This is a genomic window from Intrasporangium sp. (assembly GCF_039812505.1).
Taxonomy (GTDB): Bacteria; Actinomycetota; Actinomycetes; order Actinomycetales; family Dermatophilaceae; genus Intrasporangium_A.
Map to the genome: position 1 here is coordinate 1 of NZ_JBDIAQ010000011.1, position 15,445 is coordinate 15,445.

12 protein-coding genes and 1 tRNA gene are annotated in these 15,445 nt (G+C 69.4%); 7 read left to right on the forward strand and 6 right to left on the reverse strand.

All coding sequences use genetic code 11. The annotated features are described in order from the left end of the window. Positions 1–63: 63 nt before the first annotated feature. The 4 genes from WMI84_RS03010 to WMI84_RS03025 all read right to left on the reverse strand — a co-directional run bounded on the left by WMI84_RS03010 (position 64) and on the right by WMI84_RS03025 (position 8,560). Positions 64–1,479, reverse strand: coding sequence for a DUF1156 domain-containing protein (locus WMI84_RS03010; protein WP_347350526.1), 1,416 nt, complete (start codon positions 1,477–1,479; stop codon positions 64–66). Between the two features lie 28 nt (positions 1,480–1,507). Then, positions 1,508–3,265, reverse strand: coding sequence for an ATP-binding protein (locus WMI84_RS03015; RefSeq protein ID WP_347350527.1), 1,758 nt, complete (start codon positions 3,263–3,265; stop codon positions 1,508–1,510). Positions 3,266–3,344: 79 nt separating this feature from the next. Further along, entirely contained in the window at positions 3,345–6,890 is a 3,546-nt protein-coding gene (locus WMI84_RS03020) for a helicase-related protein (protein ID WP_347350528.1), read from the reverse strand. 161 nt (positions 6,891–7,051) lie between these two features. Continuing rightward, the gene (locus WMI84_RS03025; RefSeq protein WP_347350529.1) at positions 7,052–8,560 is read right to left on the reverse strand and encodes an ISKra4 family transposase; all 1,509 of its coding nucleotides are present in this window, start codon (positions 8,558–8,560) and stop codon (positions 7,052–7,054) included. Between the two features lie 89 nt (positions 8,561–8,649). Here WMI84_RS03025 and WMI84_RS03030 point away from each other — a divergent pair, with 89 nt between their 5' ends. Beyond that, positions 8,650–9,123, forward strand: a complete 474-nt coding sequence (locus tag WMI84_RS03030; protein WP_347350530.1) for a DUF6788 family protein — start codon at positions 8,650–8,652, stop codon at positions 9,121–9,123. Positions 9,124–9,599: 476 nt separating this feature from the next. Here WMI84_RS03030 and WMI84_RS03035 read toward each other — a convergent pair. Both WMI84_RS03035 and WMI84_RS03040 read right to left on the reverse strand, forming a co-directional pair. After that, positions 9,600–9,686 (reverse strand) — tRNA-Ser (locus WMI84_RS03035). 10 nt (positions 9,687–9,696) lie between these two features. Beyond that, the gene (locus WMI84_RS03040) at positions 9,697–10,134 is read right to left on the reverse strand and encodes a nucleoside deaminase (RefSeq protein ID WP_347350555.1); all 438 of its coding nucleotides are present in this window, start codon (positions 10,132–10,134) and stop codon (positions 9,697–9,699) included. Positions 10,135–10,216: 82 nt separating this feature from the next. Between WMI84_RS03040 and upp the strand changes: the two genes are divergently transcribed. The 6 genes from upp (at position 10,217) to WMI84_RS03070 (ending at position 15,403) form a co-directional block, all read left to right on the forward strand. Next, the gene (gene upp, locus WMI84_RS03045; RefSeq protein ID WP_347350531.1) at positions 10,217–10,855 is read left to right on the forward strand and encodes a uracil phosphoribosyltransferase; all 639 of its coding nucleotides are present in this window, start codon (positions 10,217–10,219) and stop codon (positions 10,853–10,855) included. A gap of 110 nt (positions 10,856–10,965) precedes the next feature. Next, on the forward strand, positions 10,966–11,136 hold the full coding sequence (locus WMI84_RS03050; protein WP_347350532.1) for a hypothetical protein: 171 nt from the start codon (positions 10,966–10,968) through the stop codon (positions 11,134–11,136). 15 nt (positions 11,137–11,151) lie between these two features. Then, a complete protein-coding gene (locus tag WMI84_RS03055) occupies positions 11,152–11,928 on the forward strand; it encodes a PH domain-containing protein (RefSeq protein ID WP_347350533.1) in 777 nt (258 codons plus the stop codon). A 112-nt stretch (positions 11,929–12,040) separates the two neighbouring features. After that, entirely contained in the window at positions 12,041–13,546 is a 1,506-nt protein-coding gene (locus tag WMI84_RS03060) for an amino acid permease (RefSeq protein ID WP_347350534.1), read from the forward strand. Positions 13,547–13,580: 34 nt separating this feature from the next. Further along, positions 13,581–14,327 carry a YggS family pyridoxal phosphate-dependent enzyme gene (locus WMI84_RS03065; RefSeq protein WP_347350535.1) on the forward strand — a complete coding sequence of 249 codons (747 nt, stop codon included), beginning with the start codon at positions 13,581–13,583 and terminating at the stop codon, positions 14,325–14,327. A 176-nt stretch (positions 14,328–14,503) separates the two neighbouring features. After that, a complete protein-coding gene (locus WMI84_RS03070; protein WP_347350536.1) occupies positions 14,504–15,403 on the forward strand; it encodes a hypothetical protein in 900 nt (299 codons plus the stop codon). The last annotated feature ends 42 nt before the right edge of the window (positions 15,404–15,445 follow it).

A 15,445-nucleotide genomic window follows, 5' to 3' on the forward strand; every position in this document is an offset into this window, starting at 1 on the left:
GACCGGCCACCCACCATCAACCTGCACGCCGTCCACCCACGCGCGTCATGACCCCGACTTACGCTACGTGGCATTGCATCCCGACCACGTGCCCCCGATGGCGCCGAGGGGATTCACCTCCGGGAAGTCCCACACCATGGGAATTGCTTGACGAGCGAATAGGTTCTTGGGGCGGTCCTCCGCCGGATACCAGACGGCGCAGCTGTTGTTGTAATCGGCTACTTTGCTCAAGATGCACGCCAGATACAGGGTGACGGAGTTGGCGTAGGCCTCGGCGTGCTCGGGGGTGTGGCCGGCTTCCTTGGCGTCGGCGGCGACCCGGTCTCGGGCCTCACCGACGAGGTCGCTGAACGTCGTCAGCGCCACCAGCTGCCGGTTCGTGAAGAGCTGCCAGAAGTGCGTCATCCCGTATCGGTAGACGTTGATCCGTCCGGGCCAGTCGAACAATTCGCCCTCAGGCACGTCCTCGGGACGATCGATGTTGGCGGCCGCCGACTGAGTGTGGTCGGCTGGGAGGTAGAGCCGCTGCCGAGCGCCCTCGGCTACCACCGACATGAGTTGCGCGCCGAGGCCGTGGACACGGCTCTGCTCGCGAACATATGACAGCGGGACAGGGGTATGGCACGAAATGCAGGCCGCGCCAGTGCGGCCCACGGTTCCTTCGATGACCGGACCAGAGGCGCCCGTCTCGATGTCGAATGTCACTTGCCCGTTCCCCACGACCGGCACGGCCCACGTCTTGCGGTCCTTCTTCTTCGACAGCCAGAAGGAGCGGACCAGGGGCATTGCAATCCCACAGGCCGGGTTGGGACACGTCACGGTTCTTGCCCAGATCCAGGCGATGACGTTGGCCGGCTTCCCTGCGACCTCGGCCTTGGGATAGAGATGCCCGATCCGCTCCTGCGCCTCGTCACGCATCCACTGGCCATACCGCCGCACGTCCTCGGCGAGCCCACTCGCGCGCGGCCAGCCGGCGATCCCGGCCACGTCCGAGGCCGCGCCGGGGAACACCGGGGGCTGAGCGGCATACCGCGGGGGTATCTCGATGAGCGCCTTGTTGATGAGGACGGCTACCGGGTTGAGGTCGGAGGCGTGGGCCTCGAGGCCGAGCCGCTGGGCCTCGAGCGGGATGCTGCCGCCCCCTGCGAACGGGTCGAGGATCGGCGGCGGGTTGCCGTCGGTCGACCTCAGGATCTCCGCGTGCGCCTGGGCGAGGAGGCGCTCGTCGCCGGCGTTCTCCCAGACGACGAGCCGCTCGATGAGCTCGAAGAGGCGCTTGCGCTCGGCGTCCTGCGCCTCCTGGGTGGGGAACTCCGCGGGCCGCGAGCTCGGGTCGTCGACGAGCTGCGCGAACAAGACCGCACGGGCCGCGGCCAGTGGTCGCTGCGCCCACCATTTATGAACCGACGAGGGGTTGCCGCGGTAGATGTAGTTCTCGCGCGCCGACTCGCGGTTGATCGCCTCGAGCGGCAGGGCCACCTCGATGAGCTTGCGCTTCGTCGTGGGCTCACTCATGGGCCGTCATCTCCTGCTGCTCCTCCGTCGAGGCCGTCGTGCCCCGTGGTCTACTCCCCCGCGTCGCGCGCGGGAACTTCGGGCCCATGCCGTAGGTCACGGACGGCCCGCGACTGGCGGTGCTGGTCTTGACGAGGATCTCGCGGGCCACCAGATCGGCGAGGTAGCGACTGGCCGTCGCCGCGCTGACGTCGAACACGGCCCGCACTGCCCGTGCGTTGACCTCGCCATAGGCACGAACCATCGCGACAATCTGGGTGGACACGAGATCGTCGGCGGTCGGACGGCGGTAGGCCAGTGAGCTGCCGAGAGCGTCGATGACGGGCTTGGTCAGCCGATAGGTCGACCGGCGCAGGCGGGCGCTGTTGCGCGTTGCCTCGATGAGCTCTCCTCGCGCTGCGAGTTGTCGCAGCAGTGCCTCAGCCTCGTCCTCATCGCGTTGGAGGACGGGCGCGAGGGCGTGCGCGGTCGTGGTCCGCTCCATCCTCAAGGCGTCGAGCACGATCAGGGCGACCGGATCTCTCCGCAGGTCGTCGGGCAGGGTCGCGACGAACTTCACCACGTCGTCCTCCGGCGCGCCACCGTAGAGACTCACCGAGACACTCCGCGCGTCGCTGGCGAAGACGGGCAACCGATGCCCCACCTCGGCCATCGCCACGTACACGCGTTCGATGCCGACCCCGGCTGCCTCCGCAAGGCCGATGGCCCGCACTGCCTGGGCCAGCACAGGGTTGCGTGACCGGGCCGGAGCCGTCAGGACGGTCTGCGCCGTGACACCCACGACGAATCCCCCGGGTGAGCTCACCCGCAGCCACTCCGGGGAGTGTTCGACGAACGTCGCGTCGCCAAGCCCATGGTCGCGGTGCATGAAGGCGTTGACGAGGACTTCGCGGACAGCGGACTCGGGGACGTCTGCGATGAGCAGCTGCTGTGCATGCGGCAGGTTGACCGGCGTGTGGGTCATCCCGCGCAGGACGAAGTCCTCGATGGCGGACAACGCCTCGACCCCGGTCCCCCTCACATCTTCGTTCGCGGTCAGCTCACCAGACATCGACGTCTTCCGGATGTAACGGAAATGGGTGCGCCCCATGTCCGTCAACAGCACGGCTCCCGCATTGTTCAGCTGCCGATCCGCCGTGAGCAGGCCCAGCCGGGCAAGCAGCACGGCCACGGGCTGGTCGGCCCACAGCTGCCTCTCCTGGGCCGGCACCTCGCGGAGCCGACGCCGGACGAGCCCGACGGCGACGTCGTCCACGTCGTCAATGCGGCTCCCGGAAGCGGCGGCAGACCAGTCATAGCCACCCCGGTCGCGCATGACGGCAGCGATCCGGATTGCACTCATCGACACGCAGGACGATCCCAGCCGCTCCGTCGACCGGTGACGCACCTGGTGAACGGTCGGGCTTCGTGGCACCGAGATCACCGTCAGGTCGATGCCCTGCCAGGTCTCGGACTCGACGGTGACGATCAGGCCGGGATCGGTCAGCTCGTGGATCCGGCGCTGGGTCCGCACCGGGTCGAGCGGTGACCCCACAAATGCCTCCGGGCCACCGTTGCCGTCCCGGACGCCGACCACGACGGTGCCGCCGTCGGCGTTGGCGAAGCACGAACAGGCATCCGCAAGATTGACCATGGTGTCCTCGGCCGAACGCCCGACCGTCTTGAACTCGAGGTGCTGCGACTCCAGATCAGCGGCCGCCATGCCATCAGCGACCTGCCGCAATGCCGTGGCGACCTCGTCACTGATCACGCGTTTCCTCTTAATTCCCTCATGGCGTTGCCAGTCACGCTACATCAAAACTCACCTGGAAACTTCGCCCGCCCGCACCTCATCGCGGCTCGCCTCCGGCAGCCCACGTCTTGGCCCAGTTCTGCACGAACTTGTCGGTCTTGAAATCGACCCCCATGGAGTCGTCGAAGGGGCGGGTCAGGTAGCGGATGCGGTCGTGCTCGGGGCCGTCCGGACTGACCTCGACCAGTGCGAGACGGTAGTCACCGCCGAGGTTCTTGGCCGTCAGCACCTCGTTGCGGGTGATCGTGAAGTCGTCCGCCCCCTCGAAGCGACCCTTGACCTCGATCTTGAAGACCGAGCCGTCGGGCGCGCTCGAGCGGATGTCATAGCCGGGATGGTTGTGCGCCAGCTCCTGCGGATGCCGGCCCAGGCGCCACTCGGCCGCCATGACGGCCTCGACCGCGCGGCGCTCGACGAAGGCCGTTTGCCTGGTGTAGGTCGCGACGGGCGCCGTGCGTGCGCCGGAGAGGCGGTCGAGCAGGCCCTGCGAGATGACGAGGGCGGCACCGGCCACGACAGGTGGCCGGACCGTGAGCGCCGCGTCGGCGGCCAGCTCCGCCATGCGCCGCTCGAGTCGCCGCTCGAGCTCTCGGGCTCGGCGGTAGGCGGTCTCGGGTCGGATCCGCAGGGTGCGGCCGGCCGCCTCCTGGTCGAGCAGCTCGCCGTGGCGCGCGTCCCAGTAGTTGACCTCGGCGATCAGCCGTCGCCGCACCTCGGCGCGGGTGTGCTGGACGGCGGGCAGGACCCGGGCCGCGACGGCGGTCTCGTGCTCGGTGGTCGAGTTCGCGATGGCCCAGTCGACCGCGATGTCCTCGGCGCCGCGGGCGAGCCACGGTTCGGCGAGCACCTGCTCGACCACCGGGTCGGAGTCGGTCGGCATCGGCTGGTAGTCGAGATAGGGCGCCGGCCCCGCGTCGCGGGCACTGCCGCCGCGCAGCAGCTCGACGTAGCTGAACCGCTTCGACACCGTGTGGCTGTTGCCGTCGACGATCTCCTCGGCGAGGGCCACCAGCAGCCGGGGCACCTCGGAAGGGTCGTCCGAGTCGAGCAGCACTGCGCCGAGCTTGAGGCTCTCGCGGTTCCGTTCGACCGTGAGGTCGACGAGGGCGTCGAGCAGGGGGTGCCCGGGCGCGACGAGGTCAGCCAGCGGCATACCGCTGACACGGACCCGGTCCCGCTGGAAGGTCACGCGCTCGTAGGCGGCCAGCACGGGTGCACCCAGGCCCATGGCGCGGTCGCGGTCGCGTATGAGCCACGGGACGTGGCTGACTTGGTAGCGCCCCTCCTCGCGGCGGGTGGCTCGGCCGCCGAGCCGTGCGAGGGCCTCGAGGAAGAACGCCTCGACGTAGTGCGGCTGGAGTCTTCGGGCCATGGCCTCCTCGATGCGGAGGCGGATCTCCTCGACATCGACGTCGGCCATGACCTGGTGGTGCAGCGCGCGCTCGGCGAGCAGCTCGTCGAGGCCCTGCCCGACCGTCTCGTCGATCACGGTGTCGAGCCGGGCGCGGACCTCCGGCCGGTCGCCGTAGCGGATCGCCTCCAGGAGCAGGCCGCGCAGCGGGTTGTTCTCGAAGGCGTCGCCGAGCACGTCGAACACCTTGCCCGCGTAGGCCTTGCGCTGTTCTTCGATCTTCTCCAGGAGGCGGATGAACACGTCGCCCTCGCGGGTCTCCTTGGCCACGAGGTTCCACAGGTGACAGACCTCGGTCTGTCCGATGCGGTGGATGCGCCCGAAGCGCTGCTCGATCTTGTTCGGGTTCCACGGCAAGTCATAGTTGACCATCAGGTGGGCGCGCTGCAGGTTGAGGCCCTCACCGGCCGCGTCGGTGGCGACGAGGACCCGGACGTCGGTGTCCTGCGTGAAGCGCTCCTGGATGGCGCGGCGCTCCTCACGGCGGATGCCGCCGTGGATCGTGACGACCACCTCGTTGCGCCCGAGCAGGGTGCGGATGCGTTCGACGAGGTAGTTGAGCGTGTCGCGATGCTCGGTGAAGACGATGATCTTGCGCAGGCTGCCGTCGCTGTCGCGGGTCAGGTCGTTGTCGGCGAGGATGCCGCGCAGCTCGCTCCACTTGCGGTCGTGGCCCGAGTGCCGCACCCGGCCGGCGATCTCGATGAGGTCGGTCAGGTCGTTGATCTCGTGGTCGAGCTCGGCGATGGTCCGTGCCGCGGTCGCGGCGTCGACGACGTCGTCCTCGAGCTGCTCGAGCTCGGCGCCGGCCAGGTCTTCCAGCCGGTCGTCCAGGCCATCGTCGTCGTCTCGGCCGAGGATCTGCTCGACCCGTCGCCGGAAGCTGACCTCGTCGGGTCCGTTGGCCATCTCGCGGCGCCGCTTCTCGAGGCGCCGCTTGCGACGCTCGAGGCTGCGCAGGATGGCTTCGGGGCTCGAGGCGAGCCGGCGCTGCAGGACGGTGAGGGCGAACCCGACGGTGTTGCCGCGGCGGCCCTCGCCCTCCGCCTTGAGCCGGTCGGCCCGGTTCATCTCCTCGCGGACGTACTGCGTGACCGCCTCGTAGAGGTCCTGCTCGTCGTCGGACAGGTCGTACGGCACGGTGTAGGCGCGGCGCTCGGGGAAGAGCGGCTTGCCCTCCATCGTCAGCAGCTCCTCCTTGACCATCCGGCGCATGAGGTCACCGGGCTCGACGCTGTGCACGCCGTCGCGGAACCTGCCCTCGAACCGGTCGCCGTCGAGCAGCGCGAGGAAGAGCTGGAAGTCCTCCTGCTTGCCGGAGTGCGGTGTCGCGGTCATCAGGAGGAAGTGCCGGGAGATCCGGCCGAGGAGCTGGCCGAGCTGGTAGCGCCGGGTCGTCTTGAGCTCGTTGCCGAAGTAGTGGGCCGACATGCGGTGCGCCTCGTCGACGACGACCAGGTCCCAGTCGGAGCGCTCCAGCTCGGCCATGAGGTCCTCGTTGCGCGACAGCTGGTCCATGCGGGCGATCAGAAGCGGGTGGTGCTCGAAGACGCTGCCGTGGACGGTCGCGTCGATCAGGCTACGGGTCAGAGCCTCGAACCGGAGGCCGAACTTGTCGTAGAGCTCGTCGAGCCACTGCTCCACCAAGCTGCCGGGCGCGACGACGAGGCAACGGGCGAGGTCACCGCGGAGCATGAGCTCCTTGATGTAGAGGCCACACATGATCGTCTTGCCGGCGCCGGGGTCGTCGGCGAGCAGGAAGCGCAGTGGGGTGCGGGGAAGCAGCTCGCCGTAAACAGCCTTGATCTGGTGCGGCAGCGGTTGCAGGTCCGAGGTGGCGATGGCCAGCATCGGGTCGAACAGGGCGGCATACCGGATGCGCAGAGCCTCGGCGGCCAGCCGCCAGGCCTGCGCGTCGCCGACGAAGGCCCGGGTGAGCCCAGGCTTGGCGATGCGAAGGTTCGGCTCGTGGTCGCGACGCAGGATGGACTGCCCAGTCCTACCGTCCGCCTCTCGGTAGGTCAGGACGATCGCCTGCCCGCCGACCCAGCGAGTCGTGACGACGTCGACCGGAGTCGGACCCGCGACGCCGGTGACGCTCACCCCGGGGACCAGCTCCTCGAGCGTCGTCCTGATCTGGTCCTCGAACGCCGAGCCCGGATCCCAGGTCACCCCGTCCCCCTGTCCTGAAATCATGCGGTGAACGCCACTTGCAGCCCAGATCACCCCATTGCTCTTGATGGACGTGATCCCGGCCAAGCCGAAGCGGGGCCATTGTCGCATCATTCCGGAGGAGATAATTACAAACGGGTGCGGCTCTCCTGAAGGGACTGTCAGGCGGCTGTCGTGTCCGCGTTGTAGCGGGTGTCGTGGGTGCGGTGTCGTTCGTGTTTGAGGTGGAAGGTCCAGTAGCTGTCCCAGTCGGCGTTGCTGCGTAGGGCTCGGAGTTTGAGGATGGCTTGTGCGCCTTGGAGTCCCCAGCGGGCGCCGGTGAGGTCGAGGCGGTCTTTCACGAGGTGTCGGCAGGCGCCTTCGATGATGCCGGTGGCGATCGGCCAGCCGGCTGCCAGTGCTGTCGGGTAGTTGAGGTAGTCCTTCTTGGCGAGCAGGTAGTCGGCGCAGCGGTCGGCGTTGCGTCGTGTCTGGGGGTCGAGGTTGCGGCGGGTGGCTTTGCGGCGGATCGCGGCGGCGACCGTGGAGGCCTGCCCGCTCAGGACGGCGTGGGCCTTCTCGGCGACCCAGGTTTCGGCATCGGGGTCGGCTTCGGGGAAGAACGACCAGGCCGCGGTCCAGATGTACTCCAGTACGTGGATGAAGTCGCAGACGATCGAGATCTTGATCTTGCGGGCTGTGGCTTCGGCCTGGATGCAGTCGATCTGGTGCCTGGCTCCGTCGACGAGCGCGACCCAGGTGCGCTGGTGGGTGGGGTCACGACGCTGGGCTTCATCGAAGATCGAGCTGATGACGGTGGCTGCGTTGTCGACCACGCTCGCGGTGAGCCACTTGTTGCGCGCCTTGGGTGACACCGGCCGCTCGGCCTCGGGGTCGCGTCCGATGATGTCACGCGGGGTCCGCGGGAGCGGCGTGAGGTCGTAGACGGCACCGATCTCGGCGACCCGTTTCCGGTTGCGTTTCTCGCCCTTGCTCAGCCTGGTCTTCAGTTTGCCGGTGGCCTTGGCTGCCGCCTTCGCGGTCGCCGGGCGCAGCGCGTCGGGTCGCATCACGATGCCCTTGCCGTCGGCCGAGAGCACCAGCAGGTCACCGTCGGTGGCCTCGGCGTGGGTGCGTGCGGGCCGGTCGTAGAAGGCGTCGAAGTCGACCGCCGCACGGACCGCGAGCTGTTCGAGCTGGCGCTTGCCCAGACCGATGCCGGTGACCCGGCCGACCGCGTCCCTGGCGTCCTGGAAGCTGCCGCGGGAGGCCTCGATCGCGGACAGCTCCCGCAGGCCGTGGGAGTGCAGCTCGACCGGCAGGTTCAAGCAGGCGTCGGCCGGATAGAGGTTGCGCTGCCCGCGCCGGCGGTAGGCGCAGCGGGTCACCTCGACCGTGCCGAAGATGGTCTGCAGCGGCCGCAGGTGACCGGTCTCGACACTGCCTCGCCGGTTGCCCTCGACGTCCACGACATCGTCGCGGCGCGGCTCCCGGGCGGCCCGCAGGTCCAGGTGGTCCTGGAACAGCTGCCGGACCAGCTCGCGCAGATCGACGGTCAAGCGCTGCTCGAGCTCGCCGTGTGTCAGGCCGGCGGCCTCCTGATCGGTCAGGAACGCACAGACCTGCTCGAAGCGGTCCCGGCTGGGCTTGAAGGCGGTGACGTCGGCGTGGTCGGCGGCGGCGGTGGCCATGGGGAGCTCCTCCCGATCGGTGATCCTTCAGTGTTACCGCTGTAGGATGATCGGTGGGGATCCCACGCCGCCGGCCAGGAGAAGACGCCATGAGCAAGCCCGCGCAAGAGCTGCCGTTCGCGGCGACCCGAAGAGCGCTCGCCGAAGCCCTCGGGCAGATCGACGGGCTGCTGCCCGGATCGCTGGTGGTCCGCATGATGCGCTGCGGGAAGCGCAACTGTGCCTGCAAGGCAGACCCGCCGGTGCTGCACGGGCCCTACACCCAGTGGACCCGCACCGTCGCAGGCAAGACCGTGACCAAGATCCTCACCGACGAGCAACTCGCCCGGTACCAGCCATGGTTCGACAACACCCGACGGCTTCGAGACCTCGTCACCAAACTCGAGATCGCTTCGCTCCACGCCATCACGACCAGCGACCAGCCAAGGGCCACGTCCGACGCCCCGGCGTCCGCGTCAGCACGGCGACCACGCAAACCCCGGGATAACCCCCGGCCAGGCCACGAATCCCAGCCATCAATCAGCCCAGCAGTCGGTGCCCACTCAGGCCAGGCCGAGCCTTGACACGCACACAACGCCGCGCTCAACGAACGAACCTCCGTCCCTCCAGCGGAGCCGCACCCATTACAAACGGTGCATCTCAGGCACGGGCACCTGCTTGTCGCGCGCCTACGGCACGACTGCGCGGCATACGCGACCTACTTCGGGGCGCATGGCCTTCGAGACCCCGCAACGCGTCCGAACCGGGAAACACGTTGCCGCAAGGGCCAAGCCCAAGCGGGCGCGGCACAAGCCGTCAGAGGGTATATACCCAGACTCAGGAAGCCGCCGCGACGCAGCCTCCATCCGCCGGTGGGCCTGGTCATCAGGTTCCGCATGATGCGCCGGAGCATCCGTGCCGGCGAGACACCGCATTGCTCGAGCGGTCGGTCACGCTCTGGGCTCCGACGGCGGCACACTCTCACCGCACCGGCCTTCCCGGCGTCAGTGGCCTGACGTTCGTCGAGGTCCGCGACCGGCAGGCCGAGGACCTCGATGAGCGGTGGCGGTGGGATTTGAACCCACGGTGGAGTTGCCCCCACACACGCTTTCGAGGCGTGCTCCTTAGGCCGCTCGGACACGCCACCGGGGCAGACCTTACCCGAGCCGCCGGTCCGCGAAGAAATCGACCAGCAGCTCGGCCGACTCCGCCGCACGCACACCCCCGACGATATCGACGTTGTGGGTCGCGAGTGGGTCACGGGTCAGGTCCCACACCGACCCGCAGGCCCCGGCCTTGGGGTCCCACGCCGCGAAGACGATCTGGTCGAGCCGGGCCGCCATGGCCGCCCCGGCGCACATGACGCACGGCTCGAGGGTCACCACGAGGCGGCACCCGGCCAGGCGCCAAACGCCCAGCCGCCGGGCCGCCTCGCGCAGGGCGAGGATCTCCGCGTGACCCGTCGGGTCGGCGCGCTCCTCGCGCACGTTGTGGCCGCGCCCGATGACCTCACCCTCGGGCGAGAGCACGACGGCACCGACCGGGACGTCCTCGGACCCGACCGCCAGCTCGGCCAGCTCCAGTGCCGAACCCATCCACTCCTCGTACGTCTCGGGCGTCACGGTCGCGGCGGTCGGGGCCGGCTGGGCTCGCTCCTTCACGCGATAAGTTTCCCCCATGGACGTCCACGTCGCCGACCATCCGCTGATCGCGCACAAGCTGACCTACCTGCGCGACAAGCGGACCGACAGCCCGACGTTCCGGCGACTGGCCGACGAGCTGGTCACCCTGCTGGCCTACGAGGCGACCCGCGAGGTGCGCACCGAGCCGTTCGAGATCGAGACCCCGGTGGCGGCGACGACCGGGATCAAGCTGGCCAAGCCCAAGCCGATCATCGTCCCGATCCTGCGGGCCGGCCTCGGGATGCTCGAGGGCATGGTGCGCCTGCTCCCGAGCGCCGAGGTCGGCTTCCTGGGGATGATCCGCGACGAGGCGACCCTGCAGGTCTCCGCCTACGCCAACCGCCTGCCGGACGACCTCACCGGACGGCAGGTCTTCGTGCTCGACCCGATGCTCGCGACCGGCAACACGCTCGTGATGGCGATCGACTACCTGACCGACAAGGGCGCCCGCGACATCACCTGCGTCTGCCTGCTCGCCGCGCCCGAGGGGATAACGCACGTCGAGCGGGAGCTGGCCGACAGCGACATACCCGTCAAGATCGTGGTCGGCACGGTCGACGAGCGGCTCGACGAGCGGGGCTACATCGTCCCGGGTCTCGGAGACGCCGGGGACCGCCTGTACGGGGTAGCCTGACCCGTACCCCGACACACCCGCGCGCCTCCCGTCATCGCGGCACCCGGGTCGGCAGACTGGATGGCGACCCATGCCCCCTCGGGGTCGTCCCCGGTCTGGAGCTGCCCCTCATGTCCAAGGTCAAGAAGATCATCCTCTGGGTGGTCGCCGGCTTCTTCGCCTATGCGGTGTTCAACTCGCCCGACCAGGCAGCCGGCATCGTCAGCGACATCTGGGGAGTCCTCGTGCAGGCCTTCTACGCGATCCTGCAGTTCTTCGACTCGCTGCTCAGCCGGACCTGAGGCGGCCTGCGCTCCGTGGCCCTGCTCCGACCGGACATGCCGACGGCGCTCGCCCACTACCTGCTGCCGGGCGAGCGGGTCGTCGTCGCCGTGCACCACCACTGGGCCAGGGTCGCCGAGCCTGTCGGGTCGGCCGGGGCCGGGCTGGTCGTCGCGCTCTGGGTCGACTCCAACATCACGACCCGCACCGAGTTCATCGCCACCGTGGTGTGGCTCGGCTTCTGCTTCCTGGTGGCCCGGGCCCTCTGGCACGTCCTCGAGTGGCGCCACGACTGGTTCGTCGCGACCGACAAGCGGCTGCTGCTGCGTTACGGCCTGGTCACCCACAAGGTCGCGATGATGCCGCTGATGAAGGTGACCGACATGAGCTACGTGCGCTCGGTCTCCGGCCAGCTGCTCGGCTACGGCGAGTTCATCATGGAGAGCGCCGGCCAGGACCAGGCGCTGCGGGTCGTCAACTGGGTGCCGCACCCAGACCGGACCTACCGGGCCATCTGCGCCGAGATCTTCCCGCCCGCCCCGGACGAGCGCGTCGAGCCGGGCCCGGACCCCGACGACGAGCCACCCGGCGGCGACTCCCCCGGCGGGTCACCGGGCTACCCAGACGTCCCCTCGACCCACAGCGCGGTATCCGAGCGCCTCGACTCGTGGTCCCGCGCACTGCCCGTGCAGGGCGGCGAGCAGTTCTACGCGAGCGAGGACATCCGCGAGGGCCGGCACGGGGCCCGCACCGGCCCGATCATCGAGCGCCCCGGCCGGCGGCGCCGCCGCGGTCGCGGCACCGGTGCCTGAGCGCGACATACCACAGTTCCCTACCAAAAGTCAGTATGCCGCTGAGGGCGCTATTCGGCCCCGCTGGGTTTAGCGTGTGGGAAGTCGTTTTGCACGATCCACGGAGGCCCCCATGTCAGTCTTCAGGACCAAGTCGATCGAACAGACCCTCGCCGCTGCGGAAGACGAGCACCACCACCTCAAGAAGCGGCTGACGGCGCTCGACCTGACGGTCTTCGGCATCGGTGTCATCATCGGTGCCGGTATCTTCACGCTGACCGGCCGGGCCGCCCGCGACTACGCCGGCCCCTCGATCGCGCTGTCCTTCGCCATCGGCGCGATCGTCTGCGGCCTGGCCGCCCTCTGCTACGCCGAGTTCGCCTCGACCGTGCCGATCTCCGGATCGGCGTACACCTTCTCGTACGCGACCCTGGGCGAGCTGGTCGCGTGGATCATCGGCTGGGACCTGCTGCTGGAGATGATGCTCGGGGCCAGCGTGGTCGCCCAGGGCTGGTCGCAGTACTTCGTGACGTTCCTGAGCCAGATAGGCGTCACCTGGCCCGAGTCGATAGGCCCGGGCTCGCACTTCGACCTGGCGTCCTTCCTGCTCATCGCAGCCCTGACGGCCCTGATCGCCTACGGCATCAAGGAGTCCATGCGGGTCAACCTGGTGCTGGTCGGCGTCAAGCTGTTCATCGTCGTCTTCGTCATCATCGCCGGCCTGTTCTACATCAACCGCGACAACTGGTCGCCCTTCATCCCGCCGGCTGCCCCGGGCGCGGCTGCCGAGGGCCTGACCACCCCGCTGTTCCAGTGGGTGACCGGGGTGACCCCGTCCACGTTCGGGGTCCTGGGCATCATGGCCGGTGCCGCCATCGTCTTCTTCGCCTACATCGGGTTCGACGTCGTCGCGACGACCGCCGAGGAGGCCAAGAACCCGCAGCGCGACCTGCCGATCGGGATCATCGGCTCGCTGGTCGTGTGCACCATCCTCTACATGGCGGTCTCGTTCGTGATCACCGGCATGGTCAAGTACACCGAGATCGATCCGAAGGCCGCCCTGGCGACGGCGTTCCTCGACGTCGGCCAGAACGGGTTCGCCACCCTGATCTCGGCGGGAGCGGTCGCCGGGCTCACGACCGTGGTGATGACCCTGATGATCGGCGGCACCCGCGTCACCTTCGCGATGAGTCGCGACTGGCTGCTGCCGGAGAAGCTCGGCGAGACCCACCCCAAGACAGGCACCCCGATCCGGCTCACCGTCATCATCGGCGTCACCTGCGCGCTGATCGCCTCGCTCACCCCGATCGGCAAGCTGGAGGAGATGGTCAACATCGGGACCCTCTCGGCCTTCCTGCTCGTCTCGCTCGCGATCCCGATCCTGCGCAAGCGGCGCCCGGACCTGAAGCGCTCCTTCAAGGTCCCCGGCAGCCCCGTCGTTCCCTGGCTGTCCGCGCTGCTGTGCTTCTACCTCATCCTCAACCTGTCGATCGAGACCTGGCTGCGCTTCCTCGTGTGGATGCTGATCGGCTTCGGCATCTACTTCGCGTACTCGCGCAGCCACAGCCGGCTCGCGACCGGGGACGAGTTCGGCCAGACCGAGCAGCGCGGGATGCCCCAGATGCTCGACGAGGGCTGAGCCCCGCCGGGCCCTGATGTGCTTGGCTGGCGGCATGGAAGACATCGCCGCCAACCTGCACACCGTCGAGGGCCGGATCGCGGCCGCCTGCCGCCGCGTCGGGCGCGACCCGTCGAGCGTGCGGCTGCTGCCGGTGAGCAAGACCATGTCGACCGACAAGATCATGGCGGCCTACGACGCCGGCTACCGCCGGTTCGGCGAGAACAAGGTCCAGGAGGCCCACGACAAGTGGGAGCGGCTGCAGGATGTCGAGGGTCTCGAGTGGGCCGTCATCGGGCACCTGCAGCGCAACAAGACCCGGCTGGTAGCGCAGTTCGCCAGCGAGTTCGAGGCCCTCGACTCGCTCCGGCTGGCCAAGGAGCTCGACAAGCGGCTGCAGGCGCAGGGGCGCCGGCTCGACGTCCTGGTCCAGGTCAACTCGTCCGGTGAGGAGAGCAAGTTCGGGCTGCCGCCGGACGAGGTGGTCGGCTTCGCCCGCCAGCTGGCCGCCTTCGACGCGTTGCGGGTCCACGGCCTGATGACGCTGGCGGTCTTCTCGTCGGACCGGACGAAGGTGGCCGGGTGCTTCCAGCGCATGGTCGAGGTGCGCGAGCAGCTGCGCCAGGCCGACGACGTCGCCGTCGGCGAGGGCTGGGACGAGCTGTCGATGGGCATGTCCGGCGACTTCGAGCTGGCCATCGAGTACGGGGCGACCGTCGTGCGCGTCGGCCAGGCGATCTTCGGCGCCCGGCTCGACCCGAACGCCTACTGGCCGGGCGCGGCCGACCCGGCGGCAGGCTGAGCCCGCGAAGCCGGCGGGCGGCGGGCGGCATACGGGCTGTGCCGCGGAACGACCACTATTCGTGGCGGTCGCGCCTTCTGAGCACGGGTGAACGCCGTGCGGACGAATAGTGGTCGTCCGGCGGAACCTGTGGATGGTCCGGCAGGCCGGCGCGCCCGATCAGGGATCGTTCACCCATGCCGCTGCACCCGATCGCCCGTACCCTCGATGCCCGTGGCGGAGTCGCCAGCATCGCCGAGCTCCGCCGCTGGTACAGCGCCCGCGAGATCGCCCGTGCCGTCGCCGACGGTCACGTCCTGCGCGACGCACCGGGACACTACGCGCTCGCCTCGGCGGACGAGGCGCTGCGGGCGGCGCGGCGGATGCGCGCGGTGGTGGTGACCCGCAGCGCCGCCGCCTTCTACGGCTGGCGACTCAAGATCCAGCCACCCCGACCGGAGATCGCCGTCCCGCGCGGTCGCAAGGTGAGCGCGGGCGACCGGCAGCGCCACGCGGTCAGCTGGCGGGCCCTGCCGCCGGAGGCGCTGCGGGGGGCCCATGTCACCACTCCGGTGCGGACCGTCGTCGACTGCGCCCTGGTGCTCCCCTTCGACGAGGCGCTCGCCGTCGCCGACTCGGCCCTGCGCAGCGGCAGCGTGGCTTCGCAGCAGCTGCGCGAGGCCGCGCAGGACGTCAAGCGGGCCGGACGCCGCCGCGCCCTGCGCGTCGCCGAGCACGCCGACCACCGCGCTGAGAACCCGTTCGAGTCCGTCGTGCGGGCCATCAGCCTCGACGTCGCGGGCCTGCGGCTGCAGCCACAGGTCGCGCTGCGCTCGGCCGGCCGGGTCATCCACCCGGACCTCGTCGATACGGACCTCGGCATCGCCGTCGAGGCGGACAGCTACGAGTACCACACCACCCGACAGCAGATCGACGTCGACTGCCACCGCTACACGGAGCTCGGCCTGGGTGGCTGGCTCGTGCTCCGGGTCTCGTACCAGCAGGCGATGCGCCGGCAGGGCTGGGTGCGCTCCACCTTCGAGCGTGCGGTCGAGTACCGCCGGAGCACCCCCTTCCGAGCCGGCGCGCCCGGGTGAGCGTCGCACGCTGAGCGCGTTCGTCCGATGTCCCGGCCGGTA

What these genes read in the sequence shown, in the direction of transcription:
- WMI84_RS03070 (WP_347350536.1), top strand. Translation starts at nt 14,504, where the DNA reads ATGCCGCTGCACCCGATCGCCCGTACCCTCGATGCCCGTGGCGGAGTC.
- WMI84_RS03030 (WP_347350530.1), top strand. Translation starts at nt 8,650, where the DNA reads ATGAGCAAGCCCGCGCAAGAGCTGCCGTTCGCGGCGACCCGAAGAGCG.
- WMI84_RS03050 (WP_347350532.1), top strand. Translation starts at nt 10,966, where the DNA reads ATGTCCAAGGTCAAGAAGATCATCCTCTGGGTGGTCGCCGGCTTCTTC.
- upp (WP_347350531.1), top strand. Translation starts at nt 10,217, where the DNA reads ATGGACGTCCACGTCGCCGACCATCCGCTGATCGCGCACAAGCTGACC.
- WMI84_RS03025 (WP_347350529.1), bottom strand. Translation starts at nt 8,560, where the DNA reads ATGGCCACCGCCGCCGCCGACCACGCCGACGTCACCGCCTTCAAGCCC.
- WMI84_RS03040 (WP_347350555.1), bottom strand. Translation starts at nt 10,134, where the DNA reads ATGGGTTCGGCACTGGAGCTGGCCGAGCTGGCGGTCGGGTCCGAGGAC.
- WMI84_RS03065 (WP_347350535.1), top strand. Translation starts at nt 13,581, where the DNA reads ATGGAAGACATCGCCGCCAACCTGCACACCGTCGAGGGCCGGATCGCG.
- WMI84_RS03060 (WP_347350534.1), top strand. Translation starts at nt 12,041, where the DNA reads ATGTCAGTCTTCAGGACCAAGTCGATCGAACAGACCCTCGCCGCTGCG.